We start from the raw sequence: 19,411 nt of genomic DNA on the forward strand, positions 1-19,411 counted from the left end.
CTCAACGGCAGCCCGGAAAACCACCCGTCCCAGCCCTAATGTGGGGGTAGCAGAGCCGTTTGGCGAGGCCAAATCACAAATTAGCCTTGCGAAACCGTCCCGGCCCCTATAACTAGCCCCAATCATCCACATCTTTCGTCCACCCACAACGGAGCGACAGTCCATGGCTCGCGTCACCGTAGAAGATTGTATCGACAAGGTCGACAACCGGTTTGACTTGGTCCTGCTGGCCGCCCACCGTGCCCGCATGATCTCGTCCGGTTCACAACTAACGGTTGACCGCGATAACGACAAGAACCCTGTTGTGTCCTTGCGTGAAATTGCCGAGACGACGATTTCGCCGGAGGACCTCCGCGAGGAGCTGGTGCACTCGCTCCAGAAGTTCGTCGAGGTGGATGAGCCCGAGCCGGATACGGTGCCGCTGATCGGTTCCGCAGGTGCCAGCGTCGACGCGGACGACACCGAAGTCGCCGTGGAGCGCATGACCGAGGAGGAGCTTCTGAAAGGCCTGGAAGGCCTCGCTCCGCCCGAGGAGCAGCCCGAGGAAGACGAGTAATTCCTCCGTCGCGATCATCGACTTCTTGTGATCTTATCAAAGGCCCGAACCGTCGTTCGGGCCTTTGCTTTTGTTGACCTTTTCGTGGTTACCATAGCGTTGCCGGTTGGCGCTGCGCCCTGTCACCGAATTGATCGGACACAAGCGCGATCGGAGCTAGGATGTATACAACGGGCCGGCTCAGGGTCCGTTTGAAGGCAGGACGGCATGGTATATCGGCGCCGCAGATCCACGCAGATGCAGGCCGCAACCGAATCGGTTGCCGTGGCCCCGACTGCGCCGGTCGCGCGCCCGGCCAGGCCCCGCGCGCGCATGATGCGTCAATATGACCTCGTCGAGCGCGTCAGGTCCTACAATCCCAATACCAACGAAGACCTGCTGAACCGCGCCTATGTCTACGCCATGAAGGCGCATGGCTCGCAGACCCGCGCCTCGGGCGACCCCTATTTCTCGCACCCGCTCGAAGTGGCGGCGATTCTCACCGACCTGAAGCTCGACGACGCCACCATCGTGGCCGCGCTGCTTCACGATACGATCGAGGACACCGAGGCGACGCGGGCCGAGATCGACCAGATCTTTGGGCCGGAGATCGGCGCGCTGGTCGAGGGCCTGACCAAGCTGAAGCGGCTCGAGCTGGTCTCGCGGGAGGCCAAGCAGGCCGAGAACCTGCGCAAATTGCTGCTGGCCATTGCCGACGATGTCCGCGTGCTCCTGGTCAAGCTCGCCGACCGCCTGCACAACATGCGCACGCTGGATTTCGTGCCGACGGAATCGCGCCGGCGCATCGCCGAGGAGACGCTCGACATCTACGCGCCGCTGGCCGGGCGCATGGGCATGCAGGAAATGCGCGAGGAGCTGGAGGATCTGTCCTTCCGCACCCTCGATCCTGAAGCCTATTCGGTCGTGATGCAGCGGCTCGACGCGCTCGCCGAGCGCAACCGCAATCTGATCGGCGAGATCGAGGACCAGCTCTCCAACAATCTGCGCCACAGGGGCTTAGGGGCGCGGGTCTATGGCCGTCGCAAGAAGCCGTTCTCGATCTGGACCAAGATGGAGCGCAAGTCGATCGGCTTCGAGCAATTGTCCGACATCTTCGGCTTTCGCCTCGTCGTCAGCGACATCGAGGCCTGCTATCGCGCGCTCGGAATCGTCCATACCACCTGGCCGGTCGTACCGGGGCGCTTCAAGGACTACATCTCGACGCCGAAGCAGAACGACTACCGCTCGATCCATACCACGGTGATCGGCCCCGGTAACCAGCGCGTCGAGCTCCAGATCCGCACCGAGGCGATGGACCAGATCGCCGAGCGCGGTATTGCCGCGCACGTCTTCTACAAGGAAGGCGTGGGCTCGCCGACCGAATACCTCAAGCGCGAGTCCAACGCGTTCGCCTGGCTGCGCCACACCATCGGAATTCTCTCCGAGAGCGCCAATCCCGAGGAATTCCTCGAGCACACCAAGCTCGAGCTGTTCCACGACCAGGTGTTCTGCTTCACCCCGAAGGGCAAGCTGATCGCGCTGCCGCGCCACGCCAACGTGATCGATTTCGCCTATGCGGTGCACACCGACGTCGGCAACAGTGCGGTCGGCTGCAAGATCAACGGCAAGTTCGCGCCGCTGTCCTCGGAGCTCCAGAACGGCGACGAGGTCGAGGTGCTGACCTCGGAGGCGCAATCCGCGCCGCCGTCGGCCTGGGAAACGCTGGCGGTCACCGGCAAGGCGCGTGCCGCGATCCGGCGCGCCACGCGCACCGCCGTGCGCGATCAATATGCCGGGCTCGGCCGGCGTATCGTCGAGCGTCTGTTCGAGCGCGCCAAGATCGAATATGCCGACGACAAGCTGAAGGGCGCGCTGCCGCGGCTCGCGCGCACCTCGATCGACGACGTCATGGCGGCGGTCGGCCGCGGCGAGATCAAGGCTTCCAACGTGGCGCGTGCGATGTATCCCGACTACAAGGAGGAGCGCGTCGCGCGCTACGGCGTCAAGAAGGGGCTCGCCGCCAAGCTCAAGGAGAAGGGGGTCTCCGAACCGTCGCGCAGCCCGGTCGCCATCCCCATCCGCGGCATCAATTCCGACCTGCCGGTCAAGTTCGCGCCGAACGGCGGCGCCGTGCCGGGCGACCGCATCGTCGGCATCGTCACGCCGGGCGAGGGGATCACGATCTACCCGATCCAGGCGCCGGCGCTGAAGGATTTCGAGGAGGAGCCGGAGCGCTGGCTCGACGTCCGCTGGGACATCGAGGACACGGTGCCGCAGCGTTTCCCGGCCCGGATCAAGGTCGAGAACGTCAACGAGCCCGGCGCGCTCGCCCAGATCGCCACAGTAATCGCCGAGCACGACGGCAACATCGACAACATCAGCATGCAGCGCCGCTCGCCGGATTTCACGGAGACGACGATCGATCTCGAAGTCTACGACCTGAAGCACCTGAGCGCGATCATAGCCCAGTTGCGCGCGAAGGCGGTCGTCGCCCGTGTCGAACGTGTTAATGGATAGACGCTTTGCGTCTGCGCCTATCGCCCCGATTTCGTGAGTTCTGAAATGCCCGCACCTCCGCTCCGCCTCGGCGTCAATGTCGACCATGTCGCGACCCTGCGTAACGCGCGCGGTGGCCGCAATCCAGATCCGGTGCGCGCGGCGCTGCTCGCGATCGAGGCCGGCGCCGACGGCATCACCGCACATTTGCGCGAGGACCGCCGGCACATCCGTGACGAGGACATGGCGCGGCTGAAGGCGGAGATCTCCAAGCCGCTCAATTTCGAGATGGCGGCGACCGACGACATGATGCGGATCTCGCTCGCCACCAAGCCGCACGCGGTGTGCCTCGTGCCGGAACGGCGCCAGGAGGTGACGACCGAGGGCGGGTTGGACGTGGTCGGCCAGCACAACGCGCTCGCGCCCTATATCGCGCGGCTGAACGATGCCGGCATCCGGGTCTCGCTGTTCATCGCCGCCGATCCCGCCCAGATCGAGATGGCGGCGCGGCTGCGCGCGCCCGTGATCGAGATCCACACCGGCGCCTGGTGCGACGCCGTCGTCGACGGCCACACCGACAAGGCCGAGGCCGAATGGCAGCGGATCGTGGCGGGGGCAAAGCTCGCCAAGGGTGCGGGGCTCGAGGTCCACGCCGGGCACGGGCTGGACTATGCGACGGCGGAGACCATCGCGGCCCTGCCTGAGATCATGGAGCTCAATATCGGCTACTACATGATTGGCGAGGCGCTGTTCGTGGGGCTGGCCGAGACCGTGCGCAGCATGCGCGCGGCGATGGACCGCGGCCGGAGCCGGGCATGATCATCGGCGTCGGCTCCGACCTGATCGACATCACCCGCGTGGCCAAGGTGATCGAGCGCCACGGTGAGCGCTTCCTCGACCGCATCTTCACCGCGGCCGAGCGGGACAAGGCGGAGCGGCGCGCCAAGAACGAGAAGATGGTGGTAGCGACCTACGCCAAGCGCTTCGCCGCCAAGGAGGCCTGCTCCAAGGCGCTCGGCACCGGCATCAGGCGTGGCGTCTGGTGGCGCGACATGGGAGTGGTCAACCTGCCGGGCGGGCGGCCGACCATGCAACTGACCGGCGGCGCCCTGGCCCGGCTCCAGGCCCTGATGCCGGAGGGGTTCGAGGCGCGGATCGACGTTTCGATCACCGACGACTGGCCGCTGGCGCAGGCCTTTGTCATCATTTCCGCCGTGCCGCAGGCGAAGTCCTGACGCGATCCGTTCGATTTTATAATTCTATTTGAAATCAATGTCTTATTCAGTTTTGATGCGATCCTTGATTGCGTGGCCTCCGACAACCGTCTAAAAGTCCGCGGACGCAAATCAGCTTGGGCGAATTCGGCTTTACGCCGGAATTGGCCCTCACTATCAGAATCAGGACAATCTCCATGGGCCGCGAAGCAATGGGCTGTTCGCGCCAGGAGGGCGCTCTGTGACCGCCGGCCGGAATTGAGAGAGCAATGAGCGTGACTTCAGGAACGAAAACTGAGAGCGGCGTCGGTGAAACGATCCGGGTCGTCATCCATGCTCTCCTGATCGCGCTGGTGATCCGCACCTTCCTGTTTCAGCCCTTCAACATCCCGTCCGGCTCGATGAAGGCGACGTTGCTGGTCGGCGACTATCTGTTCGTCTCGAAATATTCCTACGGCTACAGCCACTATTCGATCCCGTTCTCGCCGCCGCTTTTCTCGGGGCGAATCTGGGGCTCGGATCCGAGCCGCGGCGACATCGTCGTGTTTCGCCTGCCGAAGGACGATTCCACCGACTACATCAAGCGCGTGATCGGTCTTCCCGGCGACCGCGTCCAGATGCGCGACGGGCTGCTCTACATCAACGATACGCCGGTCGAGCGGCAGCGCATGAGCGAATATGTCGGCGAGGATCCCTGTGGCTCGGAAGGCGGTGGCATCTCCCGGGTGAAGCGCTGGAAGGAGACGCTGCCGAACGGCGTGTCCTACGAGACGCTGGACTGCGCCGACAACGGCTACATGGACAACACCAACATCTACACGGTGCCGCCCGGTCACTTCTTCATGATGGGCGACAATCGCGACAATTCTACCGATAGCCGCTTTCTCGGCCAGGTCGGCTACGTGCCACAGGAGAACTTGATCGGCCGCGCCCAGATGATCTTCTTCTCCATCGCTGAAGGCGAGCATGCCTGGATGTTCTGGCGCTGGCCGTGGGCGGTGCGCTGGAATCGCTTCTTCAAAATCGTCCGATGAAAGACGAAGCCAAGGACATCGCGACCCAGCCGATCGAGGCGCAAGCGGGCCCCGAAGGGGAAACTGCGACCAAGACGCCTGCAAACAAGACACCTGCGAAGAAGAAGCGGGCGCGCAGCAGCAAGGCCAAGGGCACAGATGCGAACGCGGCGCTCGAGGCGCGCATCGGCCACAGCTTCGCTGACGCGAACCTCTTGATGCAGGCGATCACGCATGTCTCGGCGTTGAAGTCCGGGCGCAAGCGCGGCGACAGCTATCAGCGGCTGGAATTCCTCGGCGACCACGTGCTCGGGCTCGTCGTCTCCGACATGCTCTATCATGCCTTCCCGAACGCCGACGAGGGCGAGCTGTCCAAGCGTCTTGCCGAGCTCGTGCGCAAGGAAAGCTGCGCCGACGTCGCCAAGTCGCTCGGCCTGCTCGACGACATCAAGCTCGGTTCGGTCGGCTCCAGCGCGGATGCCCGCTTGCGCAAATCCATCCTCGGTGACATCTGCGAGGCCGTGATCGGCGCCATCTACCTCGACGGCGGCCATGCGGCAGCGGCCGAATTCGTCAAGCGCAACTGGACCGAGCGCATGCACAAGCCGCGCCGTCCCTTGCGCGATCCCAAGACCGTGCTGCAGGAATGGGCGCAGGGCAAGGGATTGCCGACGCCGGTTTACCGCGAGGTCGAGCGCACCGGCCCGCATCACGATCCGCAGTTCCGTGTCGCCGTCGACCTGCCGGGACTGGCGCCGGCCGAAGGCATCGGCGGCAGCAAGCGCGCGGCAGAGAAGGTGGCGGCATCAGTGATGATCGAACGCGAAGGCGTTGGCGGCGGCAATGACGGCTGAAGCAAGCGGCGAGGCGCCCACCGCAACGCGCTGCGGCTTCGTCGCGCTGATCGGCGCACCGAACGTCGGCAAGTCCACGCTGGTCAACGCGCTGGTCGGGGCCAAGGTCACGATCGTCTCGCGCAAGGTGCAGACCACGCGTGCGCTGATCCGCGGCATCGTCATCGAAAACAACGCGCAAATCATCCTGGTCGACACGCCCGGCATCTTCCTGCCCAAGCGCCGGCTCGACCGCGCCATGGTCTCGACCGCCTGGAGCGGGGCGCATGACGCCGATCTCGTCTGCGTGCTGCTGGATGCCAAGACCGGGATCGACGAGGAAGCGGAAGCGATCCTCGCCAAGGCCGCCAGCGTCAATCACGAGAAGATTCTCGTCATCAACAAGGTCGATCTGGTCCAGCGCGAGAAGCTGCTGGCGCTGGCCCAGGCCGCCAACGAGCGCATGAAGTTCGCACGGACCTTCATGATCTCGGCGATCTCGGGCGACGGCGTGGACGACATCCGCAAGACGCTCGCGGAAATGGTGCCGCCGGGCCCGTTCCTCTATCCCGAGGACCAGATGTCGGACGCGCCGATGCGGCAGCTCGCGGCCGAGATCACGCGCGAGAAGATCTATCAGAAGCTGCACCAGGAATTGCCCTACCAGTCCACGGTCGAGACCGACAAGTGGGAGGAGCGCAAGGACAAGTCGGTGCGGATCGAGCAGACGATCTTCGTCGAGCGCGAAAGCCAGCGCAAGATCGTGCTCGGCAAGGGCGGCGCCACCATCAAGTCGATCGGCGCGGATTCGCGGAAAGAGCTGATGCAGATCCTGGACGTGCCGGTGCATCTGTTCCTGTTCGTCAAGGTGCGCGAGAACTGGGGCGACGATCCCGATCGCTACCGCGAGATGGGCCTGGACTTCCCCAAGGAATAACCAAGACAAGATCGGTCTCCGATGAGCGTGCCCAGCAACATCAGGCGCTTCGAAGCGCTGCTCTATGCATCGTTGATGCTGGATGCCCTGTCGGTCGCCGTGCAGGACCGCACGCCGAATGCCGAGGTGACCGAGCAGATGATCATGACGGCGACGCTGCTCGCCGGCGGCATGATCCTGCTGCTGGTCTATTTCGTCTGGTTAGCTGCGCACTGGCGCAAGAACTGGCCGCGCTGGGTACTGGCGGCAGCCCTCGTGCTGTCGGTGATCTCGCTCGGCCAGATCATCGGCGAGAAAGGCATGGAGCTCGACAGCGCCATCGAGATCGTCTCCTGTGCGCTGACGACGATGGGCCTGTATTTCTCCTTCACGGGCGACGCGCAGGGCTGGTTCAACGCGTGACGGCCTCGTGTCCCGGACAAGGTGCAGCGCGTCAGCGCTGCGCCGCAGGGCCGGAACCCAGGAGCGCGCGGAAAGATGGGCCCCGGCTCGGCAGCGCGTCGCTTGCGCGCCGCGTTTTGTCCGGGGCAGGAGTGAGTGCGAGCGGCACTGGAATCCTGTAGTATTCCCCCATGGAATGGACCGACGAAGGCATCGTGCTGGGGGTGCGGCGACATGGCGAGTCTAGCGCCATCGTCGAGCTTTTGACGCGCGCGCACGGCCGGCATCTCGGCCTTGTGCGCGGCGGGGTCAGCTCGCGGATGCGGCCGCTTTTGCAGCCGGGGAACAGCGTCAGTGCGGTGTGGCGAGCCCGGCTCGACGAGCATCTCGGGACCTATGCGATCGAGGGCTTGAAGCTGCGCGCGGCGACGCTGCTGGCATCGTCCCACGGCGTCTATGGCGTCACCCATCTCGCCTCGGTCGCGCGGCTCCTGCCGGAGCGAGATCCGCACGAGGACATCTTTACGCTGCTCGAACATTCGCTGGATGATTTCGACGATATCGGCAGCGCCGCCGTGCACCTGATCCATTTCGAGCTGGCGATGCTCGCCGAGCTGGGTTTCGGGCTGGCGCTGGACAACTGCGCGGTGACCGGCGAGACCACGGACCTGATCTATGTCTCGCCGAAATCCGGCGGTGCGGTGTCGCGCGGCGCGGGCGAGCCGTGGCGCGACCGCCTGTTGCGCCTGCCGCCGTTCCTGCGTCATGGCGAGGCCGCGAGCGATCTCACCGAGCAGGATCTCCAGGACGGTTTTCGGCTGACCGGCCTGTTCCTGCTGCGCCACGTGCTGGAGCCGCGCGGGCAGGGCCATTCCGATGCGCGGGCCGGCTTCATCAACGCCTTGATGCGGCAGCAGGCGAGAGCGGCGATCCTGGCGCCATGAGCCAGTCGGGACTCTGTATTGCTCCCCGGCATGGAGTTCCGCGGAACTAAATCGGGCCGGTCGAGTTCGCCTTCAGGTTCCACACAGGGGGACAGCCCAAATGTTGATCAGGGGATTCGCCTTGTCCGCGACGCTGCTTGCGTTTGCGCCCGACGCCATGGCTGGCGAGCCGCAACCCGGCGTCTTTCGCCGGGCGTCGTGCACGCTCGTTCGGTATTATGTGGCGAAATATTCTGCTGCCGCCGCAGAGACATGGGCGCGGTCCCATGGGGCGACTGAGGCCGAGATCGAGGCGGCCCGCCGCTGCGTGACCAATGCGCCGGCGCCCGCCCAAACGCCTGGTCAGGCCAAAACCCAGACATTCACGGCCGGCTGGGCAGGCCAGTAGGCGGCCCACAGGAACCATTCGATCCTTGCCCGATTCGCTTCCACGGTTTAACCGGGCGGCATGGGAAAACGAATCGTTCCGCCGGAAGAACCGGCCCAAATCCATGAGGTTCCGCTGCGTGATGCGCTCGAAGAGCGCTATCTCGCCTATGCGCTGTCCACCATCATGCACCGCGCGCTGCCGGACGCGCGCGACGGCCTGAAGCCGGTGCACCGGCGCATCCTCTACGGCATGCGCCTGCTCCGGCTCGACCCCGGCACTGCCTTCAAGAAATCCGCCAAGATCGTCGGCGACGTGATGGGCTCGTTCCATCCGCACGGCGACCAGGCGATTTACGACGCCATGGTCCGCCTCGCGCAGGACTTCTCCTCGCGCTACCCGCTGGTCGACGGCCAGGGCAATTTCGGCAATATCGACGGCGATAACCCCGCCGCCTACCGCTACACCGAAGCGCGCATGACCGACGTCGCGCGGCTTCTGCTCGAGGGCATCGACGAGGACGGCGTCGAATTCCGCGCCAATTACGACGGCCAGTCGAAAGAGCCCGTCGTGCTGCCCGGCGGCTTTCCGAACCTGCTCGCCAACGGCGCGCAAGGCATCGCCGTCGGCATGGCGACCTCGATTCCGCCGCACAATGCCGCCGAGCTGTGCGATGCCGCGCTGCATCTGATCGAGAAGCCCGACGCGAAATCCAAGGCGCTGCTGAAGTGGGTCAAGGGCCCGGATTTCCCGACCGGCGGCATCTGCGTCGACTCCAAGCAGGCGATCGCTGAAGCTTACACCACGGGCCGCGGCTCGTTCCGCGTCCGCGCCCGATGGCAGCAGGAAGAGGGTGCGCGCGGGACCTGGGTCGTGGTCGTCACCGAGATCCCATTCCTGGTGCAGAAGTCGCGCCTGATCGAGAAGATCGCCGAGCTGCAGGACCAGAAGAAGCTGCCGCTGGTCGGCGACGTCAGGGACGAGTCGGCCGAAGACGTCCGCATCGTGATCGAGCCGAAGTCGAAGAACGTCGATCCCGCGCTGATGATGGAATCGCTGTTCCGGCTGACCGAGCTCGAAAGCAAGATTCCGCTGAACCTCAATGTGCTGATCAAGGGCCGCATTCCCAAGGTCGTGGGGCTCGCGGAGTGCTTGCGCGAATGGCTCGACCATCTCCGCGACGTGCTGATCCGGCGCAGCAATTACCGCAAGGCGCAGATCGAGCACCGGCTGGAAGTGCTCGGCGGCTTCCTGATCGCCTACCTGAACATCGACAAGGTGATCAAGATCATCCGCACCGAGGATGAGCCCAAGCCCGAGCTCATGAAGGCGTTCAAGCTCACCGAGGTGCAGGCCGAAGCCATCCTCAACATGCGCCTGCGCTCCTTGCGCAAGCTCGAGGAGATGGAGATCCGCACCGAGGACAAGAACCTCCGCGCCGAGCTCAAGGGCATCAATGCGGTGCTCGCCTCCGAAGCCGAACAGTGGAAGAAGGTCGGCGAGCAGGTCGGCAAGGTCCGCGACATGTTCGGACCGAAGACGCCGCTCGGCAAGCGCCGCACCACCTTTGCGGATGCGCCCGAGCACGATCTCGCCGCGATCGAGGAGGCCTTCGTCGAGCGCGAGCCGGTCACCGTCGTCGTCTCCGACAAGGGCTGGATCCGCACCATGAAGGGGCATGTCGAGGATCTCTCAGGGCTCGCCTTCAAGCAGGACGATAAGCTCGGCTTCGCCTTCTTCGCCGAGACGACCTCGAAGCTGCTGCTGTTCGCCACCAACGGCAAGTTCTACTCGCTCGATGTCGCAAAGCTGCCGGGCGGGCGCGGTCACGGCGAGCCGATCCGCCTGTTCATCGACCTCGAGCAGGAGGCGGCGCCGGTCGCGTTGTTCGTCAACAAGGGCGGACGCAAGTTCCTGGTCGCGAGCCATGAGGGCCAGGGCTTTGTCGTCAATGAGGACGATTGCGTCGGCACCACCAAGAAGGGCAAGCAGGTCCTCAACGTCGACATGCCGAACGAGGCGCGCGCGATCACCGAGGTAACAGGCGACACCGTCGCGGTCATCGGCGAGAACCGCAAGATGCTGGTCTTCCCGCTCGACCAGGTGCCGGAAATGGCCCGCGGCCGCGGCGTGCGCCTGCAGAAGTACAAGGACGGCGGCCTTTCCGACGTTGCGGTATTCGACGCCAAGGCGGGCCTGACCTGGAAGGACTCCGCCGGCCGCGAATTCTCCGCGACCATGAAGGAGCTTGCGGAGTGGCAAGGCACCCGCGCCGATGCCGGCCGCCTGCCGCCGAAGGGTTTCCCGAAGTCGAACAAGTTCGGCCGGGTGATCGGATAGGGCTCTCGTGTCCCGGACGCGCTGCAACGCTCTCGCGTTGCTGCGCAGAGCCGGGACCCACGCTGCACGGGTACTCTTGGAGACATGGGCCCCGGCTCTGCAGCGCACCGCACCGGACGATGCTTCGCATCGCCGGGGGCGCTGCGCTGCGTCCGGGGCACGAGAGAGCGGTGCGCAGCTGCCTCCCCATCGTCATTGCGAGCGCAGCGAAGCAATCCAGATTCTTTCCGCGAGTGGCAGTCTGGATTGCTTCGCTGCGCTCGCAATGACGACAGGCGCTAGCGCTGCTCTCCAACTGACATTGTGTATCCCGCAAACGCGTAGCAGATAGTCCCGAGCGCATACGAGCGGGCACGAACATTGCTTTTTCCTGGCGACTGCAAGCGGCTGGTCAAAAAGGCAATAACCCCAATGTTCAAACTGAAGGCTTTCATTCCGGCGCTGTTCGGCCTCGCGCTGGTGGCGGCGCCCGCGCATGCGGCGGGCAATCTCGTCGCGGTGCTCGAGGCGGAAATCGTCACGCTCGATCCGCATTTCTCCACGGCCTATATTTCGCGCACGTTCGGCTACATGGTGTTCGACACGCTGTTTGCGAAGGATTCCAAGGGCGACATCAAACCGCAGATGGTGCAGGACTGGAAAGTCTCGGCCGACGGCCTGACCTACAGTTTCACCTTGCGCGACGGCCTGAAGTGGCATGATGGCCAGCCGGTCACATCAGCCGATTGCGTGGCCTCGCTGCGCCGCTGGGGCACCCGCAGCGCACTCGGCCGCCGCATCTTCGCGATCACCGCCTCGCTCGAGCCGACCGATGCCAAAACCTTTGTGCTGACGCTGAAGGAGCCGTCCGGGCTCGTCATCGACGCGCTCGGCAATCCCGTCAGCCCGGTCGCCTTCATGATGCCCGAGCGCATCGCGAAAACGCCCGGCGACCAGCGCATCACCGAGATCGTCGGCTCCGGTCCGTTCGTCTACAGCAGGGACGATCACCGTACTGGCGACCGCATGATCCTGAGGAAGTTCGCCGACTATGTGCCGCGTCCCGAGCCCGCCGACTTCCTCGCCGGCGGCAAGCGCGTCAATGTCGACACGCTGGAGATCCGCGTCATTCCCGATGGCGCGACCGCCGCGTCTGCGCTGCAGGCCGGCGAGGTCGACTTCATGCATTACGCGCCGTTCGATCTGCTGCCGCAGCTGGAGAAGAACTCGCGCGTCAAGCTCGTCAACTTCACCGGCGGCAACATGTTCGCGGGCGCCTATCGCCTCAACGCCGCGTCGAAACCGTTCGATGATCCCGAGATTCGCCGCGTGCTGTGGAAGCTGGTCGATCAGCGCGAAGTGCTGGATGCGCTCGGGCTCGATGCCAAATACGCCATGCCCTGCGCGACCTACTTCACCTGCGGCACCACATATGAAAGCAAGGCCGGCATCGAAGCTGCTGCCAAGCCGTCGATCGAGGCGGCGAAGGCTGCGCTGAAGGCGACCAAATATGCGGGCGAGCCGGTGGTCGTCATGGAGGCCAACGATCTCGAAGCTCCGCGCGTCTCGGCGCAGGTGCTGGCCGAGCGGCTGAAGGCTGCCGGCTTCAAGGTCGATCTGCAGGTGATGGACTGGGCGAGCGTGCTGGCGCGCCGCGCCAAGAAGGAGGGCTGGAGTGTCTACGGCGTTCACGCCGGCGGCTTCGATCTCGGCTCGCCGCTGACGAACGTCATGGTCGCCTTCAACTGCGCCGACTTCACCGGCTGGCAATGCGATGCGCGCATCACGCCGCTGATGGAAGCCTTCGCCAAGGCGCCGGCCGAGGAGGACCGCAAGAAGATCGCGGGCGAGATCCAGGCCGTCATGTACGATCAGGCGCCCGCAATTCCGTGGGGGCAGTTCGCGCAGCCGGCAGCCTATCGCGCCACTCTGCGCGGTCTGATACCGTCCGCCATTCCGTTGTTCTGGAACGTCGAGAAGTAACGCGATGTACGATGTCATTGTTGTCGGCGGCGGCTCCGCCGGCGCCGCCGTTGCGGCACGGCTCTCCGAGGATCCGGCTCGGCGCGTCCTGCTGGTCGAAGCGGGGCGTGACTGGCGCGCCGACGAGGCAACGTGGGAGGTGCGGACGCCGAACCCGATCCCGATCATCCACAAGCGCGAGTATCAGGAGAAATGGCAGTGGCCTGATCTCTTGACGCGCCGCGTGGCGGGGCAGGAGCCGCGCTTCTATTGGCGCGGCAAGGGTCTGGGCGGCTCGTCGATGATGAACGGCCAGATTGCGATCCGCGGCGTTGCGGATGCCTTCGACGAATGGGCGGCCAATGGCTGCACCGGCTGGTCGGCCGAGGAGGTGATGCCGCTGTTCTCGGTGATCGAGGACGATCTGGAGTTTGGCGATGCCGATGGCCACGGACGCGGCGGGCCGTTGCCGGTCTATCGCGCGCCGCCGGAGACATGGGGCCCGATCGATCGCGGCCTGCGCGACGGGGCGCTGGCGAGCGGCTATCCCTGGTGCGCCGATCTCAACGGCCCCGATGGCGAGGGCGTCGCCTGCTATCCCATCAACAGCCGCGACAGCCGCCGCATCACCACCAATGAGGGCTATCTCGAGCCCGCGCGCGGCCGCGCCAATCTGGAGATCCGCGGGCATGCGCTGGTCGATCGCGTGCTGATCAGCGACGGAAGGGCGACCGGCGTCCGCGTTCATGTCGAGGGGCAGGGCACCCACGAGATCAGCGCGCGCCAGGTCGTGCTGTGCGCCGGCGCCATCCACAGCCCGGCGATCCTGCTGCGCTCGGGCATTGGCCCGGCCGACGAGCTGAAGGCGATGGGGATTGCGGTCGAGCGCGATCTGCCGGTCGGCCGCCACTTCTTCGACCACCCGCTGTTTCGTGCCACGATCCAGCTCCGGGAGGAGCTTCGTCCCACCGATCCCGATACGCGCCACACCAATTGCTGCGTGACCTACTCGTCGGGCCTCGCCGATGGCGGCAAGCGCGACATGATCCTGATCGCGTTCAATCACCGTGGCATCGGTAATCCCGGGGCGATCGGCGCCGGGCTGTTCAACGCGTATTCGCGTGGGACGCTCAAATTGGCCTCGACCGATCCTGGAATCGATCCTGTCGTCGAGGAGAACATGCTGGCCGATCCCCGCGACATGCTGCGGATGATGGACGCGGTGAAACGTTTGGCCGTGATCACCTCACAGCCGGCGCTATCAAGCATCGCCGACTGGATCCGGCTGGCGGACACCGACCTGACGTTGCCGCAGGCAGCTAGCCTGCCGGATCATGAGCTCGATGCCGTGCTGCGGCGAGAGACCGGCGACATCCAGCACGCCGCCGGCAGCTGCCGCATGAGCGGCGCTGGCGATGCCGATGGTGTGGTCAACCCCGACGGCACGGTGAAGGGCATCGCGGCCTTGCGCGTCGCCGATGCCTCGATCATGCCGTCCGATTGCCGCGCCAACACGCACTTCACGACGGTGGTGATTGGCGAGGCGATTGCGCGGATGATGATGCGGTAGCGGAATCGAATGAGGCGCAAGGCACCACAACACCGGTGTCATGCCCCGCGAAGGCGGGGCATCCAGTACGCCGCGGCGGCAGTTGGTTCGCACAATGTCCGCCGCGGCGTACTGGATCGCCCGATCAAGCCGGGCGATGACAGTGAGGGGTGAGGAGCGGCTTCCACGTCGTCATTGCGAGCGCAGCGAAGCAATCCAGAATCTTTCCGCGGAGACGGCCTGGATTGCTTCGCTGCGCTCGCAATGACGGAGCAAGCGGAGAGGCCATCGTTCTCCAATGCACATTTCAAATAGCAGACACACCATCGCCTTCTCGCGGCGCGACTCGCCCGAGTTTTGCGTCTCGCTCGCCCTCGAAATTGACAAGGGCGCAGGGAAGGCCGGGCGCCGGCGGCACCCGAGATCCGTGCGCGACAGAAATGCACACGGGTGGACCACAGGTGATGCCGGTCGCCCGGCCTTCCCTGCGCGAATGGTTTTTACGGTGTCCTTCGTGCTCTCCTCGGGGAGCGATGCACTATTGCCCCCGTCGCCCTGCGGATAGCTGATGTGCGCATCCGGTCGGACCCGCATCATCACCGCAGGACTTGACGCACAGACCCCGGGCGTCAGGACCACACGACTTCTCCGTCCGCGCACGTCCTCGCTGGGACTTTCGAGGGGTGGCGTGTGCTCGCCCCCGAAGCCATGCGAAGACGCTGTCAGCGCCGTGTCGTTGGCGCGAAGGCAATTGCTCACGGTGTCCCGCCCCGCAATGCCTGTTGCGCCCGACGCCGTCGCGTCCATCGCTGCCCAGCCCGCGGTTCGTGACGATCGCGATCCGCCCCTTGTCTCGGGCCAGGGTGTTTCGCGTATACGACAAATCCGAATTTCGGTAAAGTGGAATGTTTTGCGAGGTGGGGCTTGACAGGCGGCTTGGTCAAACTGACCGGGCTGTTTTGCCCGACGGGCGCGCTGCGACGAGCTATTCTTTGAGGACGGGTGCTCGTGAATGGCAGCTTCTAGCCCCGCTTGGTCATCATCGACGGCTTATGACCCAACCCGGACATCGGGGACTGCGCCGCCTCTACTCAAGAGGCTCACCGTTCAACGAAATCCGCCTCCAACGTGAATGTCACTTCCATGTGGCACACGTCGGCGAGGTCCGCCGTTGGACTCATCTCAGGCTGACGGTTATTTCACCGGCTCAACCCATTCAAAATTCCAAGTTGCGGGCGCATATTGTAGTGGTAGCGCGCCGCGAGATGGCTCAATGAAACGCCGCGACTTTGTCACGCTTCTCGGCGCTGCGATGGTAGCCTTGCCCCTCGCAGCCCACGCGCAGCAACCTGTGGTGCCGCGGGTCGGCTACGTCTGGAGCGGCGTTCGCGGGACGGACGTGTACTACCAGACCGGATTCCGTCAGGGACTTGCGGACCCGGGATATGTAGTGGGGCGCAACCTGCTGCTCGAAGAACGCTATGCGGAGGGAAAGCCGGAGCGTGTTCCTGCGCTGATCGCTGAACTCCTCACGCTCAAGGTCGATGTTCTCGTGACTCCAGGCACACCCGCTTCGCAGGCTGCGCAACGTGCAACATCCACGGTGCCGATCGTCTGCATGAGCGGAGATCCCGTCGGAGCCGGTCTTGTGGCAAGCCTTGCCCGGCCAGGCGGCAACATCACCGGGCTGTCGCAGCTCTCCGGCGATTACGGCGTCAAGTGGCTGGAGCTGCTGAAGGAGGCGGCACCGAAAGTGCATCGTGTCGCCGTGTTGTGGAATCCTGACAATCCGACGACTGCCAACCAAGTCGAACTCATGCAAAAAGCGGCACCCGGGCTCGGTCTCGAGTTGACTGCCCTCTCGGTGCGGCTCGCGGAAATCGATAACAGTTTCGCCGCTCTGGGAGAGAGCGGCCTCGACGGCCTCGTCGTCACCGATGATCCATCGCTGATACCCCTCGTTCCCCGGGTGATCGCGCTCACCGCAGAGCGGCGAATGCCGGCGATCTATCCATTCCGCGACTCGACTCAGAGAGGAGGACTGATGTCGTACTCTGCCAACCTTTTCAAACTATGGCAACGCGCCGCAGGCTATGTTGATCGCATTCTGAAAGGGGCGCGTCCGGCAGAGCTTCCCGTCCAGCAGACGACGGACGTGACCCTGAATATCAACCTCAAGACCGCTAAGGCGCTCGGTCTCGACATTCCAATCACGCTGCTCGCCGGCGCCGACGAGGTGATCGAATAGATAATTGCGGCGGCGCATGAGTCCGTTCCTGTGCAGGTTTTCGGATGCCGGGAGGGTGGGACTATCCACGCGCTCCAGCGGCCGGCGTCCGAAAAGCGCCAAGGCACGAAATCGCGGGATGTGGGCGGCAGCAGTGCCGCGGGTGCTATGGGGATTTGGCCGCGAGCTCTGGTGCGCCTGTGATGACGCGAAGCGGCAGCGAGCCCCGTTTTGCCAGGTAGGCGGAACGTAGGTTGAAGCACGATCGAGCAGCGGGCATTTTGAGCGACGAGATTGTGTGTTTTTTGGTTGTGATTGCGCAACAATCCGGCGTGACGCGGCAAGCGGCGGCGCTGTCGGGCAAGAGCCAACACAGGCGGTGAGTGTTGCCGTGTGTGTCGAGGACTGGCGTCGGCATCATGAGGTGTCGATCCTGATCTTGGGCGAAACCGGCGAGCGGCGGTGCCTCGGCTGTTGCCCGCGCAAGAAGGTCTCGATGATGCGCATGCGGCCGCCGCAGCAGGGACAAGGATGCTCTGGCGCTTTTGGCTCTTCGGGCTTGGCGTTGACAGCCTTGATGGTATCGATCGGGATGAGTGGCGCTGCAAGCAGCTCGCGGATGCGGGCGATATTCCTGACGCGGGTTTGGCTCGTGAGCCAACCGTAATAACGGATACGGTGGAAGCCTTGCGGCAAGACGTGCATCAGGAAGCGGCGGATGAACTCGTGGGTATCGAGCGTCATCAACTTGTATCGCGCGGGACCTTCGATGCGGTAGTCCTTCCACTTGAAGGTGACGCCGTTGTCATCGAGCGCGACCAGGCGCCGGTTGGAGATGGCGACGCGGTGGGTGTAGCGCGCGAGATAGCGCAACACTTCCTCGGGGCTACCGAACGGTCGTTTGCTGTAGACGACCCATTCGCTGTCGCGCAGCGGAGCCAGATAGGCGGCAAAGGCTCGTGCATTGGTCAGGGCGACGTGCTTGCCGAAGAACTGTAACTGTCCGGCGCGGTGAGCGGCATCAAGTCTCTCCAGGACCAGCCTGCGGAACAGGCGCGAGAGCACGCGCACGGGCAGGAAGAAGTTAGGGCGGCAGGCAACCCAGCGCTCGCGATCAAGCGAGATGCCACCGCCTGGCACGATCATGTGGACATGCGGATGGTGGGTGAGCGCCGAGCCCCAGGTGTAGAGGACGGAGAGGACGCCGATGCGGGCGCCCATGTGCTTGGGGTCGGCCGCGATGGCGATCATGGTGTCGGCCGAGGCCTTGAACAGGATGTCGTAGATCACGGCCTTGTTGTGGTAGGCAATGTCGGCGATTTGGGCCGGCAGCGAGAACACGAGGTGGAAGTAAGGCACCGGCAATAGCTCGGCCTCGCGCTCGGCGAGCCATTCCCTTACCGCCGTTCCCTGGCATTTGGGGCAATGCCGGTTGCGGCAGGAGTTGTAGGCGATCTGCGTATAGGCGCACTTCTCGTTCTCGCAGCGCGCGACGTGACCGCCGAGCGCTGCCGTGCGGCAGTTCTCGATCGCCGACATCACCTTGAGTTGGCCGAGGCTCACATGGCCGGCATTGGCTTGGCGCCATGCCGGTCCATGGCCGCGGAAGATATCCGCGACCTCCAATACTGGGCGGGACATGGCCGCGGGCGATTATGCCGGCGGCGGGTCTTTCCTGTTCTTCCTGGGCTTGCGAGGCAACGACAGCAGGTCGAGCGGGCTCTCGATGGCAGCGATCATGCCGGTGGCAACGCGCGTGTAGCGCGCCGTGGTGTCTAATTTGTCGTGCCCCAACAACGCTTGGATGATGCGGATGTCGGTTCCGCGTTCCAGCAGGTGGGTCGCGAAGCTGTGGCGCAGCGCGTGCAGCGTCACGCCCTTCCTGATCCCGGCCGCCTCGGCCGCCTCATGAAACAGGCGGTTGAGCTGGCGGGTGGTCATGGGCTTGCCGGCCCTGGTGCCAGGAAATAGCCAGCGTTCCGGCACAGGCGTTTGCGCATCGTGACGCGATGGGCGCACCTTCCACCATTGGCGCAAGAGATCGAGCGTCTCGGATGACAGCATGACATTGCGGTCCTTGCGGCCCTTGGATTGCTCGATGCGAATGATCTTCTGCGCACTGTCGATATGTTTGACCTTCAGCCGGACCACCTCGCCAGCGCGCAACCCGCAGCCATAGCCGAGACTGAGCAGAAGGCGGGCCTTGAGGCTGCTGGCGACGGCCAGCAGGCGCTTCGTCTCATCCGTACTCATCACCAGCGGAATCTTCTGAGGCTCGCGGAGCATAGATCTCGGCCGCAAGGTCCAATCGCCGCAGCGTCACGCGGAACAAGAACCGCAGCCCGGTCATGATGCGGTTGCGGTTGCAGATGCTCGCGCCCGTCTCGGCCAAGTGCAGCTGGAAGCGGCGGATGTCCTCAAGTGTGGCCGTGTCTGGGGAGCGCTTGAGAAACGCAGCGAACCGCTTGCAGCTGCTGATGTGGCCCCGCTGCGTACCCGCGCACAGCTTGCGCGCGTTCATGTCTTCGATCATGCGCTGGCGCAGCGGACTGATAGTATCGGTGGTCATAGACGACTCCTGCCTGGGATGAGGTGGATCACACCTCGATCTTCAAGACAGGGCGCCACGCCCGC

17 protein-coding genes are annotated in these 19,411 nt (G+C 64.6%); 14 read left to right on the top strand and 3 right to left on the bottom strand.

Going from position 1 to position 19,411, the window contains the following annotated elements; all coding sequences use genetic code 11:
- The first annotated feature begins 163 nt into the window (after window positions 1-163).
- From rpoZ to YU9_RS0115525, 14 genes are all read left to right on the top strand, one after another.
- Complete coding sequence (rpoZ, locus tag YU9_RS0115460; protein WP_007603391.1) at window positions 164-556, top strand: DNA-directed RNA polymerase subunit omega; 393 nt, start codon at window positions 164-166, stop codon at window positions 554-556.
- A gap of 207 nt (window positions 557-763) precedes the next feature.
- Window positions 764-3,052, top strand: a complete 2,289-nt coding sequence (locus YU9_RS0115465) for a bifunctional (p)ppGpp synthetase/guanosine-3',5'-bis(diphosphate) 3'-pyrophosphohydrolase (RefSeq protein WP_027573660.1) — start codon at window positions 764-766, stop codon at window positions 3,050-3,052.
- A gap of 45 nt (window positions 3,053-3,097) precedes the next feature.
- A complete protein-coding gene (locus tag YU9_RS0115470; protein WP_027573661.1) occupies window positions 3,098-3,850 on the top strand; it encodes a pyridoxine 5'-phosphate synthase in 753 nt (250 codons plus the stop codon).
- Window positions 3,847-4,266: a holo-ACP synthase gene (gene acpS, locus YU9_RS0115475; protein WP_027573662.1), complete on the top strand. Its 420-nt coding sequence runs from the start codon at window positions 3,847-3,849 to the stop codon at window positions 4,264-4,266. Before YU9_RS0115470 ends, acpS begins: the two co-directional genes overlap by 4 nt.
- 248 nt (window positions 4,267-4,514) lie before the next feature.
- On the top strand, window positions 4,515-5,279 hold the full coding sequence (gene lepB, locus YU9_RS0115480) for a signal peptidase I (protein WP_027573663.1): 765 nt from the start codon (window positions 4,515-4,517) through the stop codon (window positions 5,277-5,279).
- Entirely contained in the window at window positions 5,276-6,112 is an 837-nt protein-coding gene (gene rnc, locus YU9_RS0115485; protein ID WP_027573664.1) for a ribonuclease III, read from the top strand. Before lepB ends, rnc begins: the two co-directional genes overlap by 4 nt.
- On the top strand, window positions 6,102-7,028 hold the full coding sequence (gene era / locus YU9_RS0115490; RefSeq protein WP_027573665.1) for a GTPase Era: 927 nt from the start codon (window positions 6,102-6,104) through the stop codon (window positions 7,026-7,028). The genes rnc and era overlap by 11 nt, the downstream gene beginning before the upstream one ends.
- A 21-nt stretch (window positions 7,029-7,049) precedes the next feature.
- Window positions 7,050-7,430: a hypothetical protein gene (locus YU9_RS0115495; protein WP_027573666.1), complete on the top strand. Its 381-nt coding sequence runs from the start codon at window positions 7,050-7,052 to the stop codon at window positions 7,428-7,430.
- Window positions 7,431-7,600: 170 nt separating this feature from the next.
- Window positions 7,601-8,353 carry a DNA repair protein RecO gene (gene recO / locus YU9_RS0115500; protein ID WP_027573667.1) on the top strand — a complete coding sequence of 251 codons (753 nt, stop codon included), beginning with the start codon at window positions 7,601-7,603 and terminating at the stop codon, window positions 8,351-8,353.
- Between the two features lie 100 nt (window positions 8,354-8,453).
- Window positions 8,454-8,741, top strand: coding sequence for a hypothetical protein (locus tag YU9_RS49905; RefSeq protein ID WP_027573668.1), 288 nt, complete (start codon window positions 8,454-8,456; stop codon window positions 8,739-8,741).
- Between the two features lie 60 nt (window positions 8,742-8,801).
- Window positions 8,802-11,060: a DNA topoisomerase IV subunit A gene (gene parC, locus YU9_RS0115510; RefSeq protein ID WP_027573669.1), complete on the top strand. Its 2,259-nt coding sequence runs from the start codon at window positions 8,802-8,804 to the stop codon at window positions 11,058-11,060.
- A 411-nt stretch (window positions 11,061-11,471) separates the two neighbouring features.
- Window positions 11,472-13,022, top strand: a complete 1,551-nt coding sequence (locus YU9_RS0115515) for an ABC transporter substrate-binding protein (RefSeq protein ID WP_027573670.1) — start codon at window positions 11,472-11,474, stop codon at window positions 13,020-13,022.
- A 4-nt stretch (window positions 13,023-13,026) separates the two neighbouring features.
- Window positions 13,027-14,571, top strand: a complete 1,545-nt coding sequence (locus YU9_RS0115520) for a GMC family oxidoreductase (RefSeq protein ID WP_027573671.1) — start codon at window positions 13,027-13,029, stop codon at window positions 14,569-14,571.
- A gap of 1,252 nt (window positions 14,572-15,823) precedes the next feature.
- Window positions 15,824-16,798, top strand: coding sequence for an ABC transporter substrate-binding protein (locus YU9_RS0115525; protein WP_027573672.1), 975 nt, complete (start codon window positions 15,824-15,826; stop codon window positions 16,796-16,798).
- A 396-nt stretch (window positions 16,799-17,194) separates the two neighbouring features.
- On the opposite strand, the gene YU9_RS0115530 is transcribed toward YU9_RS0115525, so the two are convergent.
- The 3 genes from YU9_RS0115530 to YU9_RS51060 are packed head-to-tail and all read right to left on the bottom strand — an operon-like array spanning window position 17,195 to window position 19,346.
- Window positions 17,195-18,418, bottom strand: a complete 1,224-nt coding sequence (locus YU9_RS0115530) for an IS91 family transposase (protein ID WP_027573673.1) — start codon at window positions 18,416-18,418, stop codon at window positions 17,195-17,197.
- 12 nt (window positions 18,419-18,430) lie between these two features.
- Window positions 18,431-19,030 (bottom strand): tyrosine-type recombinase/integrase, encoded by a 600-nt coding sequence (locus YU9_RS41520; protein WP_371259155.1) that lies wholly within the window; start codon window positions 19,028-19,030, stop codon window positions 18,431-18,433.
- On the bottom strand, window positions 19,017-19,346 hold the full coding sequence (locus tag YU9_RS51060) for a phage integrase N-terminal SAM-like domain-containing protein (RefSeq protein ID WP_371259153.1): 330 nt from the start codon (window positions 19,344-19,346) through the stop codon (window positions 19,017-19,019). Before YU9_RS51060 ends, YU9_RS41520 begins: the two co-directional genes overlap by 14 nt.
- Window positions 19,347-19,411: the final 65 nt, after the last annotated feature.

Origin of the sequence: Bradyrhizobium sp. WSM1743 (assembly GCF_000473065.1) — a bacterium.
Classification (GTDB): Bacteria; Pseudomonadota; Alphaproteobacteria; order Rhizobiales; family Xanthobacteraceae; genus Bradyrhizobium.